Source organism: Magnetospirillum moscoviense, from assembly GCF_001650635.1.
In the GTDB taxonomy this organism is placed as follows: Bacteria; Pseudomonadota; Alphaproteobacteria; order Rhodospirillales; family Magnetospirillaceae; genus Magnetospirillum; species Magnetospirillum moscoviense.
Window position 1 is genome coordinate 106,197 of the sequence record NZ_LWQU01000104.1, and the last position, 22,034, is coordinate 128,230.

Annotated in this window: 18 protein-coding genes; 4 read left to right on the forward strand and 14 right to left on the reverse strand. The window is 63.1% G+C overall.

What is annotated here, in order from left to right; translation table 11 throughout:
- Positions 1 to 6: 6 nt before the first annotated feature.
- The 4 genes from A6A05_RS21235 to A6A05_RS05180 are packed head-to-tail and all read right to left on the reverse strand — an operon-like array spanning position 7 to position 5,983.
- A complete protein-coding gene (locus A6A05_RS21235; protein ID WP_068498140.1) occupies positions 7 to 1,278 on the reverse strand; it encodes an SGNH/GDSL hydrolase family protein in 1,272 nt (423 codons plus the stop codon).
- Positions 1,278 to 3,170 carry an asparagine synthase (glutamine-hydrolyzing) gene (gene asnB / locus A6A05_RS05170; RefSeq protein ID WP_068498142.1) on the reverse strand — a complete coding sequence of 631 codons (1,893 nt, stop codon included), beginning with the start codon at positions 3,168 to 3,170 and terminating at the stop codon, positions 1,278 to 1,280. Before asnB (A6A05_RS05170) ends, A6A05_RS21235 begins: the two co-directional genes overlap by 1 nt.
- A gap of 15 nt (positions 3,171 to 3,185) precedes the next feature.
- The gene (locus A6A05_RS05175; RefSeq protein ID WP_068498144.1) at positions 3,186 to 4,484 is read right to left on the reverse strand and encodes a hypothetical protein; all 1,299 of its coding nucleotides are present in this window, start codon (positions 4,482 to 4,484) and stop codon (positions 3,186 to 3,188) included.
- Positions 4,484 to 5,983 (reverse strand): MBOAT family O-acyltransferase, encoded by a 1,500-nt coding sequence (locus A6A05_RS05180; RefSeq protein WP_068498146.1) that lies wholly within the window; start codon positions 5,981 to 5,983, stop codon positions 4,484 to 4,486. Before A6A05_RS05180 ends, A6A05_RS05175 begins: the two co-directional genes overlap by 1 nt.
- Positions 5,984 to 6,166: 183 nt before the next feature.
- Here A6A05_RS05180 and A6A05_RS05185 point away from each other — a divergent pair, with 183 nt between their 5' ends.
- From A6A05_RS05185 to asnB (A6A05_RS05200), 4 genes are read left to right on the forward strand one after another with little or no spacing between them, the layout of a single operon-like run.
- Complete coding sequence (locus A6A05_RS05185) at positions 6,167 to 6,433, forward strand: acyl carrier protein (protein WP_216635752.1); 267 nt, start codon at positions 6,167 to 6,169, stop codon at positions 6,431 to 6,433.
- Positions 6,426 to 7,454, forward strand: coding sequence for an adenine nucleotide alpha hydrolase family protein (locus A6A05_RS05190; protein WP_156520915.1), 1,029 nt, complete (start codon positions 6,426 to 6,428; stop codon positions 7,452 to 7,454). Before A6A05_RS05185 ends, A6A05_RS05190 begins: the two co-directional genes overlap by 8 nt.
- 44 nt (positions 7,455 to 7,498) lie before the next feature.
- Complete coding sequence (locus tag A6A05_RS05195) at positions 7,499 to 8,374, forward strand: ACP S-malonyltransferase (protein WP_172822196.1); 876 nt, start codon at positions 7,499 to 7,501, stop codon at positions 8,372 to 8,374.
- Positions 8,362 to 10,347, forward strand: coding sequence for an asparagine synthase (glutamine-hydrolyzing) (asnB, locus tag A6A05_RS05200; RefSeq protein ID WP_068498154.1), 1,986 nt, complete (start codon positions 8,362 to 8,364; stop codon positions 10,345 to 10,347). The genes A6A05_RS05195 and asnB (A6A05_RS05200) overlap by 13 nt, the downstream gene beginning before the upstream one ends.
- Here the strand turns inward: asnB (A6A05_RS05200) and A6A05_RS05205 are convergent.
- The 10 genes from A6A05_RS05205 to A6A05_RS05250 form a co-directional block, all read right to left on the reverse strand.
- The gene (locus A6A05_RS05205) at positions 10,313 to 12,172 is read right to left on the reverse strand and encodes a hypothetical protein (RefSeq protein WP_068498156.1); all 1,860 of its coding nucleotides are present in this window, start codon (positions 12,170 to 12,172) and stop codon (positions 10,313 to 10,315) included. The two genes, asnB (A6A05_RS05200) and A6A05_RS05205, sit on opposite strands and share 35 nt — an antisense overlap.
- Positions 12,169 to 13,416, reverse strand: a complete 1,248-nt coding sequence (locus A6A05_RS05210) for a glycosyltransferase (RefSeq protein ID WP_216635753.1) — start codon at positions 13,414 to 13,416, stop codon at positions 12,169 to 12,171. Before A6A05_RS05210 ends, A6A05_RS05205 begins: the two co-directional genes overlap by 4 nt.
- A complete protein-coding gene (locus A6A05_RS05215; RefSeq protein WP_068498159.1) occupies positions 13,400 to 14,284 on the reverse strand; it encodes a glycosyltransferase family protein in 885 nt (294 codons plus the stop codon). Before A6A05_RS05215 ends, A6A05_RS05210 begins: the two co-directional genes overlap by 17 nt.
- Before the next feature lie 260 nt (positions 14,285 to 14,544).
- A complete protein-coding gene (locus A6A05_RS05220; RefSeq protein WP_068498161.1) occupies positions 14,545 to 15,774 on the reverse strand; it encodes a glycosyltransferase family protein in 1,230 nt (409 codons plus the stop codon).
- Positions 15,771 to 17,066 (reverse strand): ABC transporter ATP-binding protein, encoded by a 1,296-nt coding sequence (locus A6A05_RS05225; RefSeq protein ID WP_068498163.1) that lies wholly within the window; start codon positions 17,064 to 17,066, stop codon positions 15,771 to 15,773. The genes A6A05_RS05220 and A6A05_RS05225 overlap by 4 nt, the downstream gene beginning before the upstream one ends.
- Positions 17,053 to 17,850 (reverse strand): ABC transporter permease, encoded by a 798-nt coding sequence (locus A6A05_RS05230; protein WP_082910715.1) that lies wholly within the window; start codon positions 17,848 to 17,850, stop codon positions 17,053 to 17,055. The genes A6A05_RS05225 and A6A05_RS05230 overlap by 14 nt, the downstream gene beginning before the upstream one ends.
- A gap of 7 nt (positions 17,851 to 17,857) precedes the next feature.
- Positions 17,858 to 19,432 carry a B12-binding domain-containing radical SAM protein gene (locus A6A05_RS05235; protein ID WP_068498166.1) on the reverse strand — a complete coding sequence of 525 codons (1,575 nt, stop codon included), beginning with the start codon at positions 19,430 to 19,432 and terminating at the stop codon, positions 17,858 to 17,860.
- An 83-nt stretch (positions 19,433 to 19,515) separates the two neighbouring features.
- The gene (locus tag A6A05_RS05240; RefSeq protein WP_068498168.1) at positions 19,516 to 20,289 is read right to left on the reverse strand and encodes a class I SAM-dependent methyltransferase; all 774 of its coding nucleotides are present in this window, start codon (positions 20,287 to 20,289) and stop codon (positions 19,516 to 19,518) included.
- A 72-nt stretch (positions 20,290 to 20,361) separates the two neighbouring features.
- Positions 20,362 to 21,294 (reverse strand): methionyl-tRNA formyltransferase, encoded by a 933-nt coding sequence (locus tag A6A05_RS05245; RefSeq protein ID WP_068498169.1) that lies wholly within the window; start codon positions 21,292 to 21,294, stop codon positions 20,362 to 20,364.
- Complete coding sequence (locus A6A05_RS05250) at positions 21,279 to 22,025, reverse strand: polysaccharide deacetylase WbmS family protein (protein ID WP_068498172.1); 747 nt, start codon at positions 22,023 to 22,025, stop codon at positions 21,279 to 21,281. Before A6A05_RS05250 ends, A6A05_RS05245 begins: the two co-directional genes overlap by 16 nt.
- Between the last annotated feature and the right edge of the window lie 9 nt (positions 22,026 to 22,034).

Consider the following 22,034-nt stretch of genomic DNA (forward strand, 5'->3'; position numbering starts at 1 on the left):
CGGCTGTCATCGGGTCAGGATGTCGGCGACCCGTTCGCCGATTCGGTCGCCCAGAAGCAGGTTGCCCTGGGGCGTTGGATGGACGTAGTCGGTGAATGCGGTCCAGTCCACTCCCTGGAACACACTGTCTGCGTTCATGACGTCGAAGCCGGCGCGCCGGTCCTCGAGCCGGGTCAGACCATCCCATGCACGCGAATAGCCCTGGACGACGAAATTGACCGTGTGGTGGAAGTGGGTCCAGATCATGTCGGTCTCTTCGGCGGACATCGGATGTTTCAGGTAAAGGGTTGGCTGCAAGACCACCAGAAGCCGGCTCCCGGCACCCAGGATCACCGACTTCATCATGGCGACGTTGCGCAGGTAGGTATTCACGACCTCCCGGTTATAGGGGTCGAAATCGGTGCGGCCAGCGATGGCCGCCCGGTCGATGGGCAGCGCGTTCAGTCGGGTGCTCATTTGACCGGGTGCTGCCGATTTGGCCTTGTCGGGAAGGTCCGACGCCTTGCGCGGCGGGGCGCTCACGCCTGCCGACAGCGGGCGGAGCCGGGCCGCCGCGTAATCGACCACGGACAATTGCTGGGACAGGTCCGACAGATTGCGCAAAGCGCCATTGTGGTAACGTTCGAAGGCGAATTCGATGGCGCCGGCCAGATAGGCCTGGTTGGGCGGCATGTCGAAGCCGTGCTGGATGTCGTTGAAACCATCCAAAACCACCACCAGGTCGGGGGCCATGTGTAGCCCGTGCAATTCCAGGGCGATCAACTCCTGAAACGATTTCCAGGCGGCGCCTGCCAAATTGACGATGCGGATGGTCCGGTCGGGAAAGCGCTTTTCCAGAATGGCTTGGATGCGGGCGTCAAGGGTGCAGCGGGGGCCGATCCCCCAGCTCTGGGCTGCCGAGCCGCCGGTTATCACCACGCGTATCTCATCGGCGGTCTTGGGTCCTAGGGTGGTGAAGCTGTCGCCGCGATAGCCCTTGTCGTTGTAGTTCACCAACAAACGATCGGGCCCCTCGCACTCGGGCTGCGGCTTCTTGGGAATCCAATAATCGGACCTGCCGGCGTGATGGGCCGAGTTGGGCGGTTGGACCTGTTCCACATAGGGCGAGTAACGGAAGAACATGCGATCCAGGATCGCGTCGCGGGCCGGTTTGGGCCCGATCCAGCGGAACGCCGCCTCGGTCAGGGTCAAGCCGCCGGCGACGACCACCGCTAGGAAGACCAGATAGGCGACGCCCTTGGTCAAGGCGGCGGGCAGGGTGGACAGGCGTCGATGCATCACCGGCTCTCCTCCATCCAGAAGCCCAGCATGGCCAGGACTCCCAGGCGATAACTGTTGTCCCGCCGCCGTGTCCGGTGATCGTGCCACAGCCGCTCGACGGCGTCGCGCTCGAACCAGTCCAGCATGGCGGACGAGGTGGTCGCTTCATAAGCCAAGTCGCGCAGTCCGCCGGTCAGCCAATGGGCCAGCGGCGCGTTGAACCCCCGCTTGCGCCGGGCGAGGACGGATTGGGGCAAGCGCGCTCGCTGAGACTGGCGCAAGAGGTACTTCTTCGAAAAACCGTTTAGCTTCCACTCAGGGGGGAGCGCGGCTGCCAGTTCGACGATCCGATAGTCGAGCAGGGGCGCCCGTGCCTCAAGGGAGCAGGCCATGGTCGCCCGATCGACCTTGACCAAGACGTCGTCCACCAGGAAGGTGTTGATGTCCACATAGCTGGCCCGGTCCAGCCAGTGGCAGCCTGCGACCTCGGCAAAGAGGGCGTTGAAGCGGGCGAAAGGATCGTGGATGGTCACCGCCTGCCCCCGGTCTCCGCGCAGCAGGTTATGGCGCTCGTCGGCCGAGAGGATCTCTCGCCAGGAAGCGTGGGCGCGTTCCAAAGGCAGGGCCAGTCCGCCCAGGAATTGCTTGAGCTTGTAGTCCAGGCTGACCTTGCCGAAGCAGGTCGGCACCAGGGCATGGGCGGCGGCGGCCAAGCGGCGGGCGGCGGCGGGCGGCACGAAGCGCGACAAGCGTCGATGCAAGGCGGTGGCCACATAGGTCTCGTACCCGGCGAACAGTTCGTCCCCACCGTCACCCGACAGGGCCACGGTCACCTGTTCGCGGGCGAAACGGGCCAGATGATAGGTGGGCAGGATCGACGTGTCGGCGAAGGGTTCGTCGGCCATGCGGGCCAGGAAAGGAAGGGCAGCCCCCATGTCGGCATCGACGATGCGCGATGCGTGATCGACGCCAAGGATGCGCGCCACCTCCTCGGCCTGCGGCACTTCGCTGAATCCCCTTTCGCGAAACCCGATCGAGAATGTCTTGGTCCGGTCAGCTGGATGCAAGTGCGCCATGGCGGCGACGATAGTCGCCGAATCGATGCCGCCCGACAGGAAGGCGCCCAAAGGCACGTTGCCGACCAAGCGGATGCGGACGGCGTCATCGATCAGCGCGCGCAATTCCTCTGCGGCGCTTTTTTCGTCCGAGAATGTCCGCTTCTCGCGGAAACGTGCCGCCAAGTCCCAATATCGGTGAACTTCCAGTTCCTTCCCCGGCTCCAGCACCGCGAAATGGGCCGGCGGCAGTTTCTCGACGCCGTCCAGGATACATTGGTCGCCCAGCACATACCCATGGGCAAGGAACTGGGACAAGGCCGCCGGACGGATCTGGGCTCCGGCCAACGCCGGGTGCCGCCGCAGCGCCTTGAGTTCCGACGCGAAGGCGATGCCGCCGGGCAGGCGTTTGAGAAACAGTGGTTTTTTGCCCAGCCGGTCGCGGGCCAGGACGAGCCGGCGTTGAGTCTGGTCCCAGATGGCCAGGGCGAACATGCCGTTGAGCCGCCGGAAGCAATCGGTGCCCCAGCGGGCATAGGCGTGCAGCAACACCTCGGTATCGCCGTGGGTGGAAAAACGTGCTCCCTCGCCCTCCAACTCGCGACGAAGGTCTGGGAAGTTATAGATTTCGCCGTTGAAGACGATGGACAGTCCCAGCGCCTGGCGGCTCATCGGTTGGTTGCTGGCGGCGTCCAGGTCGATAATGGCCAAGCGCAGATGGCCGAGCACCGCATGGCCGAAACCGACCACGGCGCAGTGATCCGGGCCGCGATGGGGCATGGTTGCCACCATCGCCGCGACGGTTTCCCGGTCCGGCTCCTTTCGCCAATCGACGATCCCCGCGATGCCGCACATGTTGTATTCCTCCCCCTATCTCACCGCTTGGCCGAGTCCGTGGCTGGTCACCAATCGGCGCCCAGCGAAGGTCCCGATCAACTGGTCCATGAGGGGCTGGTCGAACAGCCGGGCGAGGTCGGGCTCGCGCTCCGCCATCGCGCGAAACATCCGCATGTAGGCAACGTCTTGTCCATGGACGTCATCCATGAACTCGCACTCGGTCGCGCCCAGAGAGCGGATGTCGTGGAAGTCGAACACCGACGGGAAGGTGGCATGCATGGCCGTGCGCCATTGGTCAACAAAGGCGTAGGACGGATCCCCGGTCATCCGATCGATCATCGAGGGCGGCAGCGGCGGCAGGATCGGCACCACATGAACGGAGGCCGTCGCCAGCGAATCGACGAACGCCTTGAATGCGGCGACCTTGGCCGGGTCGAGTTTCTGATCCGGACGATAGGCTCCATGGGGCAGCCGCTGCTTGGCTGGGAAGTCGCCCAGATACGAACAGGTGGTTTCGGCCTTGTCGTCGATCGCCTTCAGCCAGAGATAGTAATACGACCCATCCTGGGCAATGCCGCTGCCGTTGAGAACGGCGGAATACCCCACCGCCTCGATTGGACCCCGCCGGGTCGGATACCGACCGCGAATGACATCGAAATATTGGGTCCAAGTCAGGACACCATCGCGGATCAAGGCGCGGGGCAAGGCGACCGCGCGCAGCCAATGAGCCAGTAATCCGTCTCCCGCCAGTGCGATTCCTCGGTTTTTGGGCGCATGACGGACGGTGGTGACCGGGGTGGCCGCCTGGCCGATGGGGACGTCGGTCATGAACCAGAAATAGTCCAGGAACAACAAAACGACGCGGATGCTGGGCTGCGCCAATATTTCCTGCTTCTTAATGTCTAGGTCTGCAAGAGGGAAATTGGTGGAGCGCCCAAATCTGCCCCCGAAATTGTAGAACTTTGTCCTGAACATATAGTCACGAACCGGAAACGATCGTGATGATCCGATGGCGATCACTTCAGGAGCGGCCATTGCCAGTACGTGACGTTTGAAGCTGCTGTTATTTTCTTTCTCGATGGTCAGGCCGTTATACAGGATTGGCGCGCCCTTCGCCTGGCTGGCGATCAACTGGTCCAGAGACCAAAATTCGTTCAGGCGCCACATGAAGATGGTATTCATGGTCGCGCCGATAATGGTCACCCCCATCGCCAGCGTCAGGAATGCCAGACCGAAGCGTCGGAAGGGGCGATGCGCCGGCCGGGCGGCAATGCGCCGCCGCCCGAACCGGATCGGCCACTGAGCCAGGAGGGTGGATCGCAAGTCCTGCATCAGAATTGCCAGTAAATGAACTGCGATGTATCGCCAAACGTGGCGATGCCGGCCAGGAACAGGATCGAGGCGGCTACCGCCCACGCCACCGTCGGCCGCCAATCCGGTAGCAGGGACCACCGGTCATAGGCCTCGCGATGGAAATCGACCACCGGCCGGTAACGCCGCATCAAGGACGGGACATTGGGCAGGGCCAGTGCGGTGACCATGCCGGCGGCCAGCCATGCCAGTTTGGACTTCGCCGCGAGAACGGTCTGGAGGTCGGCGGCAAGGGATAGCCGGCCGTCCATGCCGAACATAGCCTGGAGCATTGCGCCGGCCTGGCCAAGGCTGTCCGAGCGGAACAACACCAAGGTGGTGGTGATGAGTATGAAGGTTCCCAGCCATTTGGCAGCGCTCAACGCTACCGGCGGCCGGCGGCCGGGCGGTCCGAGCCAGGCTCGAGCCAAGTGATTGGCGACCAGCAGAACGCCGTGGATCGCTCCCCACAATACGAATGTCCAATCCGCCCCATGCCAGATGCCACACAGAAGCATCAGCACGAATAGAGACGCCGACATCACCAGATGGCGGCGGATGGTTCCGCCGCGCTGACCGCCCAGGGCGAACATCAGCGGCATGAATACATAGTCGCGTAAGAAGCGGGACAGGGTGATGTGCCAGCGGCGCCAGAACTCGATCATGCTGGTCGATCGCAGCGGTGAATTGAAGTTCAGGGGCAGTCGTATGCCGAACAGTCGGGCCAGGCCAATGGCCATGTCCGAGTAGGCTGAAAAATCGAAATAGATCTGCAAGGTGTAGAACACCGCCGCCAGCCAGCCCTCGACCAACCCGATCGGCTGGCCGGCCGCCGCCTGGTTGAACGTCGGGGTGGCCAGGGTGCCGAAGGTGTCGGCAAATATCTCTTTCTTGAACAATCCGATCGCGAACATGGACAAGGCGATGGCCACGTCGCGCCAACGCAAGGCAAAAGCGCCGCACTGGTGGAATTGGGGCGCGACCTCGGAATAGCGGACGATCGGGCCGGCGATCAGCTGGGGGAAGAAACTGACGTAAAGCGCGTAGTCGGTCAGGCTGTCGGGCCGGCGGAAGCGCTGGCGGCGGCAATCCACGAGGAAGCTGATCTGATGCAGCGTGTAGAACGAGACCCCCAGCGGGATGACCAGGCTGGCGCGGACAGCAGGATCGACATCGACGAACGCTCCGGCCAGGAAGTAGCGATACTTGAAATAGGCTAGCCAGCCCAAATTGACGGCGATGCCGCCCCACAGGAGGCCCAGCGATCCGCTGGCGTGGATGCGGCGGCCGAGGGCGAAGTTGGCGATGATCGAGACCAACAGCAAAAACAATGCCGTTGGATCCCAATAGGCGTAGAACGCCAGGGACCCGGCCAGCATGGTGATTGCTGCCGCAGCGGGGGCCAGGTGGTGGGACAACCAGACGGCACCGACCAGAATCGGCAGGAAAAAGAAGATGAACTCGAAGGAATTGAAGAGCATTGCCCTGGGATCCGGAACTATGCAACCTGCTCCCGTAGGGGGCGGACGATAGACGGAATTTGTTGCCCGGACAAGGGGCGAGCCGTGGCGACAGATCGGGACAGCGCTTTCGGAATCTGCTAACGTTCGGTCCTCTCGGGACGCCCTGGGGGCAGGAATTCACGGATAAGGGGAGGTTCGATCTTGTCGAATGCGGCCAGAGACGTGATCGTCGAGTACCTACAGGCCACGTTCCTCTTCGACCTGCGACAGGAGCGTCTGGACGACCGGTCCAATCTTTTTGAGGCTGGCTTCGTCGATTCCTACGGCTTGGTGGAGTTGGTGGGGTTTCTTGAACGGACCTTCTCGATCCGCCTGACCGATTCGGACCTGACCTCGCCCAGGCTGGCATCGATCGACGGCATGGTGCGGATGGTCGCTGAAAAAGGCGGGGCGATCTCCCATGGCTGAAGGGCGGGCCGCGCCCCGGCGCTGCGTTCGGTGCGTGCTTCCCGACACCTTTCCCGGCCTCACCATGCATGCCGACGGTGTCTGTTCCCTGTGCCGCGACTTCGATCGCGCAGCCCCGGATACCGAAGCCACCGCCTTGGCGCGCCTCGAGGCAGCGTTCGACCAGGTCCGCGGCAAGTCCGCCCGCTATGACGCGGTCGTGGCGTATAGCGGCGGAAAGGATTCCAGTTGGCTTTTGTACCTGCTGGTCAGGCGCTGGAAGCTGCGCTGTTTGGCGGTGACTATCGATAACGGCTTCGTCGTGGACCAGGCCTTGACCAATATCCGCGCGGTGACCGATGCCCTGGAGGTGGACCATATACTCGTCCGGCCTGCATTCGGTTTCTTACGGCAAGTTTACCAGGAAAGCCTGCGAGGTGGCCTCCATGTGCCGGCCGCCGCCACCCGGGCCAGCGATATCTGCAATTCCTGCATCGGGCTGATCAACAATCATGTGGTCTCGACCGCTGTCCACCATCAGGCGCCGATCGTCGCCGGCGGCTATGTCGCTGGCCAGGTTCCCCGCAATTCGGCCATATTGACGGTTCCCCTGGCCGCGCTGGATGCCGGCGCCCGTTCGCTCCAGGACCGACTGGCTGACCGGCTTGGTGATGGCGCCCGCGCCCACGTCGAACGGTTTCCTGGGGCGGCAAGCGTGATGATCGCCAATCCGTTGCTGGTCTCTTCCTATTCCGAGGAACGGCTGCTGGCCGATATCGAGCCTTTGGGATGGCGGCGCCCCGTCGATACCGGACTGCATTCCAGTAATTGCCGACTGAACGACCTGGGGATACTGGCTCACCACCAGCGTTACGGCTTCCATCCCTATGTGGGCGAGTTGGCGGAACAGGTCCGGCGGGGATCGCTGTCGCGCGCCGAAGCTCTGAAACGGATCGAGGCGTTGCCCGACATCCAAGAGCTGAGGGAGGAAATCGCCCGCCTCGGCCTGAACCAGGAGTTGGCGCCATTTCCACGGCAGTGATCTTTCCCGGGCAGGGAGCCCACCGAGTAGAAATGGCGGATGCGGTGATCGACGACGATGTCGTGCGTCTCCATCGGCCATTGCTCGCCGATCTGCTGGGCGAGGATCCGGTGGACGGGATGGCCCGGGGAGGCATGGACTTCCTGTCTCGGCCCGACGTCGTTTCGGCCATGGTGGTTTTGGTCGCGATGGCGTATTACCACCGCTATCGTCAAGACGGCGGCACCTGCGACGGGGTGGCCGGCTATAGCGTCGGGCAATGGACCGCCCTGTGGGCGGCCGGGATCGTGGATGCCGAAACGGCCCTGACCGCCGTGGTGCGTCGCGGCCAGCGCCTGCGCGATGCGGCTGGGCTTCACCCCGGAACCATGGTCGCGGTGATAGGCCTGTCCGACGATGTGGTCGAGGCGGTGTGCGCTGAACTTCGGCGGAATGGTGCCGGTGCCTGGATCGCCAACTACAATGCTCCTGGTCAATTGACTGTCAGCGCCCAGGCGACCGTGGTCGAGCCTCTGATGGAGATGATGCGTGAACGCGGCGCCCATCTGGTCGAGCCCATCGCCGTGCAGGGTGCCTGGCACTGTCCGATGATGGACGAGGCGGCGCGCGGGTTCGCTTCGGATCTGGAAACGATCGTTCTCGGCAACGCCACGGTGGCAGTGATCGACAACGTTACGGGTGTTCTCATGCCCGAAGCCGAAGTCGATCGTCGGCGGATTTTGGCCGACCACCTGCGCCGGCCAGTACGTTGGGCGCAGGGCATCCGTCATCTGGCTGGTCTAGGAATCGACACTTTTGTCGAGGTGGGGTATGGCGACCTGTTGACCCGCTTCGGCTTGTTCATTGACCGGACTCTGACCCACAGGGCAGTGCGACCATTGCCGCGGATGCGGAGGAAGGGTCGGCCATGTGCGGAATAGCGGGGTTTTTCGGGATTGCTCTGCCGGAGGCGGAAGCGGCCCTTCGCCTGCGGGCTATGCTGGCCGGGGTCGCACATCGCGGACCGGACCAGCATGGAACTTGCGTCGCTCCCGGTCTGGGTCTGGCGGTCGCGCGGCTGGCGGTGGTCGAGCCCGCTGCCGGGCGCCAACCCATGGTCGATGAAACCGGGCGCTGGGCGCTGGCTTTCAACGGCGAGGTCTACAATCACGTGGAGTTGCGCCGCGATCTGGAGTCCGTCGGTCGGCAGTTCCGGACCAGATCGGATACCGAGGTGCTGCTGGCCGCTCTGGCCCACTGGGGGACGGACGCCTTGGACCGGCTCGAGGGGCCGTATGCCTTGATCTTCGCCGATCGGCGAGATCACAAGGTTCTGATGGCCCGTGATCGCTTCGGCGAACGACCGCTGCATTATGTGCGCCAGGGTGATGGCGTCGTCGCCGCCTCGGAAATCAAGAGCCTTTTCGCCTGGCCGGGGATCGAGCGTCAGCTCGACGGCGCGGCGATCCAGCGGGTGTCGCAATTGTGGGTAAACCTGCCGGGTGAAACCTGCTTCCAGGGCATCGCGGCGGTGCCGCCCGGTCACCGGGTGGAATGGACTCCGGGACGGTTCGGTCTCGTTGCGTCGGCCGCTCAGACAAGCCGCCACGGCCTGGCCATCGGGGCCGCCGAAGCGGCCCAGCAGGTCCGGGCGGCGTTGACCGCCAGCATCCATGTCCGGGCGTCTCGATGCGATGCGCCGCTGGGGGTCTATCTGAGCGGCGGCCTGGATTCGACTATCGTTGCCGCTGTCGCGGCATCTCAGCGGACCCGTCTCCCCAGCTTCTCGGTAGCGTTCGAAGACGAGGGTTTCGACGAGACCGACTACCAAGACGAGGTCGCCCGCAGGTTCGGTCTTGACCATCATCGCGTGCGGGTGTCGCAGGCCGACATTTCCGCAGCCTTTCCCCAGGCGATACTCCATGCCGAGACTGTTCAGTTCCGTTCGGCGGCGGCACCCATGTTGCTGCTGTCGCGGCAGGTGGCGGCGGCCGGCGTCAAGGCCGTGGTGAGCGGCGAAGGCGCGGACGAGATTTTTCTCGGCTACGACATGTTCAAGGAGACGATGTTTCGTGGCCGTCTGTCGGAACTCAATGACGACGAGGCACTGGCCGAACTGAGGGCATTGCACCCCTATCTAGCCCATCTGGGGGCGGGGGCGGGGGCCTCGATGCTGGCTTTCTACCGCAGCTTCGCCACCGAGAAAATTCCCGGCCTATTCTCGCACGAGGTCCGGTTTGCTGCGGGGGGCGCCGCTCAAAGGTTGTTCTCCCAGCGCATCGGTGCGGACCAGGGACCACAGGCCCTGGCCGCATGGTTGCGGCGGCGTTATCCCGAGATGGCTGAACTGGAGGGGCTGCGACAGGCACAATTGGTCGAATTCGAGACGCTTCTGGCGGGCTATCTGCTGACGTCTCAAGGGGATCGGATGATGGCGGCCCACGGTGTTGAGGGCCGTTGTCCGTTTCTCGACAGTGCTGTGGTCGATCTGGGCTGGCAGCTCCCAGATCACTTGTGCCTGGCGGCGGACGGCACGGAAAAGGCGGTGTTGAAGGACGCCTTCGCCGGGCTGATTCCCGATCGGATCCGTGAGCGGCGCAAACAGCCCTACCGGGCGCCAGACGCGGTTTGCTTCCTCTCAGCCGTCGCCGCCGATTGGGTGGCCGACCTGCTGGCGCCCTCATCGCTGAAGCAATGCCCGGTGATCGATCCCGTCTTCGCCGAGCGCTACGTCCAGAAACTGCGCGCCACGCTGCCGCACGGCATCGCGCCTCGCGACGACCAGATGTTCATGGTGTTGCTGTCGGCGCTCTTGCTGCAGCACATGTTCGTCGATGATTACGCGCCGCCGGTACCCGTGCCCGAGGATTCGTTGGCGGTCAACCTTCGCCTGGGCGCCTGGCGGGACGGCTGAACAGCCAACCCAAACCGGCCAGGGGAATGAACAACAACACCGCCGGTGCCGCCGCGACCACCACCACGAAGCGGCCGATGGGGATTTGGGCGATACACATCATCAGATGGTACAAAAGGGTCGTCGCGCCCAGCATGGCGATGGCGGCATGTACCGTCGGAACCGACCGGAACCGCGCCAGATAGGCCAGGGTGGCGCCCATGCCGAACAGCGACGACAACAAGATCACCATGGGGACCGGCACGATCCGACTGAGGCGTTGGAGTCGTTCCACCACCACGTTGAATCCGCCGATGGACACGCCGGGAATCATGTGGCGAGGCTTTTCGGACACTGCGGTGCTCATGCCGAGGTCGGCCTGGCCGGGCAACAATTGGCGATGGCTGGAGAAATCCGAACCAATGCCGTACCAGGGCAGGACGGACTGCCAGGAAAACCGCATCTTGAGCGCCGTCAAGGTGGCGAATTCGCCGAGATTGGCCATATGCGCCTCGCGTCCCAGGCCCAGCAGGAAGCCATCTTGCCAGATCGACAAAGCAAAGGTCTGGGCCGGCAGGGCGCCCAATCCAGCATTCAGGGTTGACAGGCCGTTCATCCAGCCGACCAGGGCCACCTGGGCCGACGTGTCGCCAAAGGTGACCAGCTCCTTGCGCTTGCCGTAGGCCATGGCCAGGGAACCGGTGTGGCCGATCAGCGGGTTCGCCGTGTTTATCAAGGCGATGTAGCGGTCTTGTGCCGTGGCCGTGGCATCGATCTCTTCGCGGTACGGCCTGGCCATGGCGACGATTTCGTCGCGCAGCTCGGGATGGCGGGTTGGCGTCTCCGCTGTCATCAGCAAGGCGGTATTGCCGGCCCATGGATAGCCGCTGAAGCGTGACAGACCGAAAAAGCCAAACACCGTCTGATTGGCAGCCGCCTGGGCCAGCAGGGTGACGGCCAGCGGCAACGCCAGGAACAGGACAAGGCGGCGCCATTGACGGATGTGCGAGCATGCGAGGAAGAACGGCACGGTCAACAAGACGATGCCGACCGGACGAATGGCGATTGAAACGCCGATCAAAAGGCCGACGGTGATCAGCCACGCCGGGCGTGGTTGGCGCAACGCCATCAGCGCGGCGGCCAAGGTCGCGGTATAGGCGGCGTAGAAAGGGTAGTCGCTGAGGACGAAGCCGGCATGCTCGAGCAAAGACCAGCAAAACAGCAGGCCGATGCCAGCCGGCACGCTGACGAGGATGTTGCGGAAAGCCCGTTGCGTCGCTTCGGCAAAGGCGATTGTGGCGACAATTCCGACCACCAGGAACGGCAGGACCAGCACGCGTGGGTCGTCGGAAAGGACGGCAAGCGCGCGCAGCAATGCCGGGTATAGCAGAGTGCGGGTCGGGCTGAACCCGATATAGGTCATGCTGTCCGGGGCGATCCACGGCAGACCGGGCGGCACCGTGACCATAAAGGCCAGGATATAGGCGCCGAACGGCAGAAGCGTCACCGTCGCGACCCAGTCGCGATTGATGGCTCTCCATCCTCGCGGTGCGGTCGATGACAACTTCCGAAGTCCCGAGGCGGCTGGGCGGGCCAGCAGTGCGACGGTTCCGCCCGGCTGGAACAGCCGGCGCAGCATCGGGATCAATGCAACCACCCCCCCCGCCGCAGCCACCTCGATTCCCAGCCGCAGCAGTGAACCACGCGGCATTCCGGCCAGACGCCACAAGACGAAATTGTCGTCCGAGCCGGCCCCCACATAAGGTGCGGCCGCCGCGAACAGGGCGAGCATCATGCCGGCACCGATGGCGGCCAGCCCTACCACGACAATCTTGGGCGGCATCATTGGGCCTTGTCTCCGGTTGGGGCAGCGGTGTCCGTGGAACGGTTGCCCGGGCACAATCCGCCGGGAATGTTCTCGGCGATCCACTGCTGGTCTCGGCCAGCGACCAGAGCCCGATACATGGCGATCAGTCTCTTGGCGAGCATTTGGTTATCGTGTAGCGCCTGGATGCTGGACGCGGCACTATGACGGTATTCGGCCAACAGCGCCGGGTTGTCCAACATCCGTTCGAGCACCGCTTCCATTCCCCCCAGGTCGGTGAGCAGAAGAGCGCTGGCGCGCAGGTCGTCGGTCATAAACTCAGGGCGGACATGGGTGACCGCCGGAGTGCCGCAGCGCATGGATTCCACCTGGGCATTGGCGTAATAGCCCATTTTCATCTTGCCGACCGAAAGGTCCGCATCGGCGAGTTCCTGCAGCACCTGCCGGTAGGCGGTGTTGGACAGGTGGCGGAACTCCACCGGCCAGCCCTTGCTTTTCAGCCGTTCGACGGCCGCACGGATCGCGGCGGTCCCTTCGATGCCGGGATGATTGGTGATATGAACGATGCGCATGCACCCGTTCTCGGGCCAGCCTTGCCGTTGCCGTGTCGGGACGATGGCGTCCGGAGGACAAAAGAAAGGGAAATGAATGGCTCCGGGGCAGAAGTCGAGCAGATCAGGCGTGGTGACCAATTCCAGGTCGGCGAAGCGCTTGGTCAGGGCGCGGTGTCGGCGTGACCAGTCGCCGTCGCACAATTGCCGCTGATAGTCGCAATCCTGGCAGATGTTCATGTCCGGGTGCAGCAACTGGTTGGTGGTGCTGTCCCGGGCTTCGCAGCCCGAGTAATAGACGACGATCTTGCGACCCAGGCGCTTGAGTACAGGCCATTCCCATCCGGTGCGGCTGATGCCTTGCATGAAATGCATGTGGATTACTTCATAACGGCTCATCACCCGCCAGAAGAACCAGAACTCGGTCAACGCCAGGGGCATCCATTTCCGCCAGCGCTGGAAATGGTAGTCGCATTCGTTCCAGCCCTGCGACGTGCCGACGGCGACATAGTCGGCCGTGCATCCGTTGGCACGCAAGATATCGACCATGTAATGGATCAGATGGACCGGATAACAGACGTGAAGCACCGAGCCGGCGGTGACGCGCCGACGCAACAGCAACGCCAGGAGTTGGTTGACCGGCCACAAAAGGCGCGGGATGGTTTGCTCCAACCGCTCCCAGGCGGCACGGGAAAGATCACGGACGAGCGCCACGGCATTCCTCCACTACGCTCCGAAGCTCGGCCGCAAGGCATTCGATCTGCCTGGTGCGATCGTGGGTTGCCGCCAGATGGGTCGCGCTGATCCGCCCCTGGGTGTCCAGCTCGTCGGGCCGCAGCAACAGGGCTCGCAGTGCTTCGGGTGCCTGGACCGGCGCCACGGTCACGGCTCCGGTCTCCGGTGGCAAGGCGCCGGTACCATCGACCAGCGACAGGATCGGGATGGCGTTGGCCCAAGCCATACGCAGCGGCAATGTCACGCCGCCGCCCGCCGAGGTGTGCACCAAGAGCGCGGCTTGGCCGATCCATTGGCCGAGTGCGGCCATGTCCGCTTCCGAGGTCACACGGATATTGGGCGGCAGGCACTGGCGCAGACGTGTGGCATAGGATTCGATGTCGGGCAGCAGAACCATCGCGAACGGCACGTCAGGCAGTGCGCGGGCGAGTTCGATAACCCGCTCGGGGCGATCGGCCGGATTCGCCCGGCCCATCCACAACACGTGGCTCTTCGGGGCTGCCGCCGGCGCGCGGGGAGGAGCCGGCGGCGCCACCACGCGAGTCATGCCGGAGCAAATCGCCGGGGCAAGCCGAGCCTGTTGTGCGGATTGTGCCAAGACGCGTGTCGCCTGGGCGAGGATCAGGAAGCCAGTGAATCCGGCCATGCGATACGAATCGAGTTCCTGGGAATTGAAGTAATAGGCCGGTGAGAACGTGTGATCGTCCGCGGCGATGACCACGTAGGGCGTTGCGGTGTCGCGGCAGTAGCAGGCCGCGTGCAGATGGCCGGATTCGGGGACGATGCCGACGAAACAGAACAGATCGGCGGCCGCATTGGCGAATGAGTCGACGGCCTTGGCGTCCACCTGTGCCCAGCCGAATGATCGGCGGCTGCCCGGCAGAAGGCGGGAGCGCCGGGGGCGCGACCGAAGCGCGGGAAAGATATGTAGTCCGCTTGCGCTGACGGTGGCGGGACCACCGATGGCCCCCCCAGCCAGCGAGACCTCGACGCCGGGCAGCTCTGCTAGCCCGAGGGCCATGCTCCAGGCGTCGAGGCCTGCCCATCGCGACAGTGGTGCGGATGGCAGTTGCGGCGCACCGGCGTCGGGGGCGACGAAACACACCCTCACCGTGCCGCTCCCGCCCGCAGGCCAAGGGTTCGTGTCACCCAATCACGGAAGGGCTGGACCCGGTGGGTCAGGTACCATTCCCGCCCGGCCCGGCCCATAGCCCGGTAATGGTCGGGCCGACGGGTAAAATCGGCCAAGGCGTCGGCGACGTCGTCCTCGCAGGCGACGTTGATCATCGGATAAAATGGGCGCGTCGCCGTCGGGTGGAGGGCGTCGTCACGGAAATGCAGCAATGGCCGCCCCATGCACAGGGTCTCCTGGGTCGTGCCCGAATCGAACCAGCTGAAATGGAACTCACCGCAGCCGAAATCCGCAAGGGCAAGGCACATCATGATCTCACGCCGAGACAGCAAGGGCAGCCACACCATCTGGTCGGCAATGCCCAACTCCCGCGCCAGCGTCTTGGACGCCTGGACATCAGGACCGTACTCCGTGCAGACGAGGGCGGCATCCGGATGGCCGCCATGGACGAACTTGGCGAAGCCGCGGATCAGGCGGTCATTGCCTTTCCAGCCGATGCCGTCGTCACAGCGGGTCCACACATGGCGTGTGTGGTGAAAGATCACCGGCGATTTGCGGCGCCGGATGTCACGCATGGTCGCCAGGGCGGTGGTGAGCGTCGCGTAATCACCAAAGACCTCGGCTCGGGCGGCCACGGAATCGGGCTCGAACTCGATGGTATCGATAATAGGAGGAATCACGTACTGGAATTCCCCCTTGAGGGTCAGGTGCTCCGGGATGCGGCCGGGGGTGCCGATGATGTAGCGTGAGCCCTCGATCCCCCGCGCCTGATGGCGGGTGAATCGATGGTAGCCCCGTTCGATGTGCCACCGGCGACGCGACCGCCATCCGTGCCCGGGAAAGGCATTGAAGCGGAAGCGGGTCAGGTCCCACTCGGACCCATAGGGGATCAGCAGATCCAGCGCGCGACCGGCGCGGTTCAGGAAGGCCGGCAGCGTGCCGCAGCCGATGATGGTGTCGAAGCCCTTGAATGGGCGGACCACCAGGGCCTCGGGATAATCGAGGAAGCTGGCGAAGTCGCCCCAGTCCAATCGATGGGTGTAGCCTTCGTACGACGTGCTGAACGTGTCGGCTGCAGGATGGAAATGCTGGAATTCGAAATTGAACAGGAACAGGTGGGCGTCGATCCCGTAGTGCCGCAAAATTCGGGCGATCGCGAACATGTTGTTGTTCATGTTGCCGACGCAGGCGACCTTGGTGGTCATGGGGTGGGAGAATCCACTCGGAAAAAGTCGACGGGAATCTCGCACAGAGTGCCGCGGCCATAAACCAGATTGTTGCGGTAGGCCGCGTGGAACGAGAAGAAATTCTCGTAGCGGCAGTGAACCGTCTCGACCGAATACCGGTAGTCGGATCGCCCAGGGTAAAGGTCGAGGGTCGCCGTGTAGACGCCGTCGCCGAAATGGATGTTGTTGAACCCCAGGACGATCACATGGCGACCCGTCTTGAGCGGGAAGGTGCGGTACACCACTTGGTCGCCGAGGGTCAGGTCGAACATCTGCAGGAACGCGTACGTGGTCAGCGACTTGTCTGATAGCAGCTCGACGGCGATGGTGACATCGTCGAGGTTCTCGAGCGCCTCGACTTCCACATGCAGCTCGGCGCTGTGGCCGACGGTGATCTTGTTGGTGCGATCCCCATCGGAAACGAACCAGGCATCGTGGACGATGATGGTGCCGCGTCCCTTGACCGCCGACACCGTGCGGCTGCGCACCGTGTGGTCTGCCAACTTGCTGCTGGTTTCGCGGTGGATGTCGGCGATGTACATATCGACGGCGTTTCGGGTGTTGCCGTCGAACAGCATGCGGCCGTTGCGGATATAGATGCAGCGGTCGGTCAAATCGGAAATCTGGAACAGGTTGTGCGAGACGAACAAGACGGTGGCGCCCGATTCGCAGATGGTCTTGATCTTCCGCTGACACTTCTGCACGAAATAGTTGTCTCCGGTGGCCAGGGCCTCATCGACAATCAAGATGTCAGGCTCGACGCTCATGGAGATGGAGAAAAGCAGCCGGGCGCGCATGCCGGAGGAATAGGTCCGCAACGGGTGATCGATGAACTCGCCGATCTCGGCGAAATCGATGATCGATTCGGTCTTGCGCTCGATCTCGTCCGCGGTCATGCCCAGTAGCAGCCCGCTGTAGCGGATGTTTTCGCGCCCCGAGAACTCCGGGTGCACGCCCAGACCGAGGGCCAGCAGGGCCGTCACCGTTCCGTTGACGGTGATCCGTCCCTTATCGACAGGCAGCAGGCCGGCCACCATTTTCAGCAAGGTGGTTTTGCCGGCGCCGTTGGGGCCGATGATGCCGATCACCTCGCCGCGGTGGCATCGGAACGAGATGTCGTCGAGGGCGGGAAACTCTTGGTAATAAGCGTGGCGCTTCCATGGCTTCAGCGCAGCCATGATCGGACCGGTCACCGGATTGTGGAACAGGCGGAACGTCTTGGACACGTTGGCGACATCAAGAACGATGTCCTGTCCGTCAGAGGTATTCATTGATGTGCCGCTTTTGGTGATCCACCAGCCAAGCCCCGAAGGTGAGGACGGCCAGGGTCATGATCGTGAAGATGGCCCAACTGGCCAGGTGGAACTGGCCCTGCAAGACATCCCGGAAGCAGATGACCACATGGGACAAGGGGTTGATCTGCAAAAGCAGCCAGACCCTGGGCGACACCATGGATTCGGACACCAGGACCGGGGAGAAGTAGACGAGGAAGCTCATGCTGACGGTGATGATCTCGCGCAGATCGCGAAAGATGACGCCGACGATCATGAACACCCAGCTCAGCCCCAGAAGAAAAAGGGCGAGCAAGGCAACGGGAAGCGGCAGAGCCAGCACCGACCACGACAACTGCCCCTCGAACAGCGCCAGGAACAGGAAGGTCGCCAGGCCCACGGCCGGCGGGATGACGTTGGCGAGAAGGGTGGTCACCGGCAGCGTCTCGACCGGATAGACCTGTTGCTTGATGAAATCCATGCGGTCGCGCAACAGCATTGGCGCCTCTTCGATGGCGCGTTGCGCTGCCTGCCATACGACCAGTCCCGACAGGATGTGAAGCGCGTAGGCGAAGGTGCTGAAATTTTCGCCCAGGCGGGCACCGAAGATGAAGGTGACGATGACCACGTAGATGCCGACCTGCAGAAGCGGCCGCAGCACCAACCATCCGGTTCCCAGCACGTTGCCGCGCGACAGGGTCAGCGCGTCACGTCCCGCCATGGCCAGCGCGAATCGCCAGTGTCGAATCACCGAAGACAGGACGCTCACCAGGGAAGAAAGCATGGCCCCCTCAGGCTACACGGGCAGAGTTTGGCCGACGAGGCACCCCTTGGGTCGATACCGAGACGATGTCGCCCTTGAATCCGTACTCTTGACGCAGCATCGGCTCGATGGCCTTGCGATAATAGCTACCAAGATGTTGGGTCACGATGATCGTGTCAAGGTTGTGTGCCAATTCTCTGATGTCACAAGGGGATATCTTGTTTTCGTAATTCCGGTGCATGAATTCGTTCCAGTAATCATGGAAACCGGCAACGTTGTTCCATGAACGGGTTGATAGCCGTTCAAGCACGGTATAGAAGTAATTGCCGCCGCCGAAGATGGCCCAACGGCCCCGATCCGCAAGTTTTGCGGCATCCATGATGATACGGTCGCGGCGTTCGTTCTGAAATTCCTTTATCCGCTCGATGTAGTCGATACTCATGTCGTAATCGATGCCACGCAGAATGCCGGCGGTGTTGCGCAGGCCCTTGTAGTTCTCGTCCTCGGCCCGGATGCTAAGATAATCGTCAAAGTCGATATTAGTGGGCATGTGCCCGTTCTCGACACAATAATCGTATAGTTCCGTTCCTGGGAATGGCACGAAGATGTAGAAGTGCAGGTTCTCCGGCGTCTGAGTCTTCACCCAGTCGAAGGTCAGTTCCAGGTCTTGGCGAGATTGACGGGGCAGGCCGAACATCAGGCCGGTATTGAAGGCGATGCCGCGATCCTTGCAGATACCGATGGCGCGGTTGATCTCTTCGACGGTGATGTCCTTCCGCATGAAGTCGAGCAGGGCCTGGGAACCGGTTTCGGTGCCGAAGATGATGTCCTCGACCCCCATGTCGATCAGGTTGTCCGCGATCTCTTCATTGAAGCAATCCACGCGCGAACGGACGAAATACTGAAAATCGGCACCGTGGGCCGCCATTATGGAGCGGAAGGTGGTGACCCGTTTGGCGCTGTAGGTGAAGGTGTCGTCCAGAAAGTTGATCATCTCGATGCCGTATTTCTTTTTCGCGGCGATGATTTCCTTGGCGACCTCCTCCGTGGGAAGAGGGACGACCTTGCGCGAGGTCGCGCAGAAATGGCACTTGTACGGGCAGCCCACCGCCAGCATCACCTCCAGCATTTTCTTTTCGCGGATGGTCGCTTCCTGACTGGGCGAGAAGTAGCGGCGGTAGTAGACGCTCTTGTCGGGGTGCTTTTTGCCCATGATGACCATGCTGTCCAGGCTGCGGTAGCCGTCAAGCAGGTCGGTGAAAATTCCCGCGCCATCGCCGGTTACCAGGGCATTGAACAGGCCGGTCGATCTCAGGTCCTCCAGTCCGGCGCCGACGACGTGTGGACCGCCGACGACCACGGGAACCTTCATGGACCGGGCAACGCGGGCCACCCGCACGCCGGTGCGTCGTTCGAAGGTCTTTATCGACAGCGCCACCAGATTGGGCTTGATCGCCTCGATCTTTTCGCCGATGGCGTCTTCATCGTCGCTGTCCGGGAAAAAGATGATATCGACGCTCCAACCGTGCGTTATCGCCATATGTCCCAGCAGCGAGGCGGGTTGGGACATATCTTCGGAAAAGATGCCGAACAGGAGCTTCATCACGATCTCACCGGCTGTAATTTAGAATAACTATTGTTTGCTGAAACGACGCGAAAGACAAGCTCGGGAAAGGCCTTGAACCACTAGGGCTTTGTTGCCACTGCCTCGAACACGCCGGGAAGCCCGAAATATTCTCCGTCATAGAAACGCCGGGGTTCGGGGCCGGCATACCCCGCGACGCGGGTCTGGCCGTCTCCGGAGAGCCGGACATCGACGAAACCGCAGGCGTTCAATTCGGCGGTCAGCTCCGCCGGCTCAATCAGCAGGTCACCCTCGGCCTCGACCGGCAGGCCTTGTTCGTACCGCCAGGTCTTGTCGAAGATCTTGGGGATACGGGCGCGCGGGGAAAATCCCTTGGTAGCATTATGGCTGGTATACCAGCGATGAACCTGCCAGCCAACACCCGCCGCGTTGACATAAATCCGTCCGCCGGGCGCCAGAAGGCGGTAAAGCTCGCGCAAGGCGTGGCGCCACGGCAGGATGGTCAGGACGTTGAACAGGAAGACACCGTCGAAATGACCGTCAGGATAATCCAGCCCGTCCAGGTCCATGCGCCGCGCGCGAAGATTGTCCAGCCCCAACGAGGCGATCAACCTCTTGAGCAGGATGATCCGCTCGCTGGACGGATCGATGGCCTCCACATGGGCGTTCATCCGGGACAGGCACAGGCTCCACTGGCCGAATCCGCAACCGGCATCCAGGACTCGGTTCAGTCCGGAAAAGCCGCATGCGGCCAGCCGGTCGGAATAGACGGACAGGTCCTGGGAAAAGCAACGTTGGAGGAATTCCCCGGTCGGTTGGTCCAGGTCGGGCAGGAACTCTTCGACCGTTCGGGTGATCACATCAACGCTCAACATCCTGATTCTCCAATATCGGCGGCATTCTGGAAAAAATTGGGGAAACAAGTCAACCTAGTGTGGTCGGCACGGTTAAATCAATCGGTTGCGCAGACTGGCCCCGACAAGTGCCGACGCGCGGCGCGCGTCAGGCTCACCCTCCAAGGACAGCTCGGTGAGGCGGATCAAGCCTTCGCCACAGGCGACGTCGATCCCGGCATTGCTGACGCGGCAGACTTGGCCGGGGACGGCGAGAAAGGGGCTTGGCGCCTGAACCAGGGTGGTGCGCCAGACGGTCAGCCGCTCCCTCCCCTCCAAAGTGGTGAACGCACCATCAAAAGGTCGCGACGATGCCCGCACCAGCCGATGGACTTCCGTCGCCGGCCGGGTCCAGTCAATCTTTCCATCTTCTGGGCGTCGGGGATGGCAGCGCAGAGACACAGCCGGGTCGTCGGGCTGTCCAACCGGACTCAGGCGTCCTGAGGCGAGTCCGTCGATCGTGTCGGCGAACATGAACGGAATCCGGTCCTCGAGCCAGGCGTAGACGTCGCCGATGAAGGTGTCGTCAGTAAGCGGCAGGTGTTCGCGCAACAGCACCGGGCCGCTGTCAAGGTCTTCGGCCATTTGATGGATGCAAAGTCCCACATGAGGCTCGCCGTTCAGGATTGCCCAGTTGGGGCAGGCATTGCCGCGGTAGCGCGGCAGGTCGCCGGCATGGGCATTGAGGATGCCCAGGGGGAACTGGGCCAGAACCTCGGGCCGGAGAACCGTCAGCCAGTTGGCGGAAATGGCCACGTCGCAAGCCGCCAAGCGCAAGCGTTCAAGTCCCTGAGGAGTAGCGATGTCCAATCCCGAAAAGAAGGGTGCGCCCACCGTTTCGGCCAGCGCTTGGAAGTGCGCTTCGTCGCAGCGATAGAACGGCTCGGCCCGGCAGGTCCAAACCAAGCCAAGAGTGTGGCCGGCGCCGACGATGCGTCGTGCCGCTTCCAGCAGGGGACGGGTCCGCCCGATTACGGCAACGCGCACGGTGCCTCCCCTAGGTAAGCGTCGGTAATGGCCGAGATGGTCTGCCCGCCGCGGCCGATGGCCGACAGCAACGTCGATAAGGCAGTCCCGGCGCCGGGGTCCGGATTACACCTCCTGCGGGCCAGTTCCGTCATCGGCCGACCGTCCAGTTCCTCCTTCAGGCGGCGGTAGGATGCGTTGGAATCCAGGTTGCACGCCACCCAGACCGGGTGGAAGTTATGGATAGCCAAGCCGTGGCGGGCCGGGCAGGGGCGTGCCCAGTCGCGGTCCGGCCAGTCGGCGTACAGGGCGTCCTCCCACAAATAGGGCAGGCGCGTCAGGCGGCGCGGCGGCGTGCCCAGCCATGTGTCAGTCGGTCGCAAGCCTGGGTGGTCGGGCAGAAGCACCGAAACATCGGTGGTGATCGTGGGGGCGCGGTCGCAGACCAGGGCGAGAAGCGGCGACGACTGGACGAGGGCGTGGGTGCGCATCGCGCGGGCTTCGGGGACGAAGGTCAGGCAGTGCTCGACCACATCGGCGGGCGTGGCGCCATGCGAGCTGCCGGCCAGGAAATTGGGATGGATGCCGATCTCGAATAGCGGGTCGCGGCGCAGATCGTCAAGGGCATCGGCAGCGTGGGTGGCGAAAAAGGTGGCCGGAACTTGGGCCTTACGGCACATCTGGGCGCAGTGGGCAATGCACCAATCGGGCGCCCAGTCGATGTCAAAGGTGATGGCCCAGGTGGTGGACATGGTGACGCA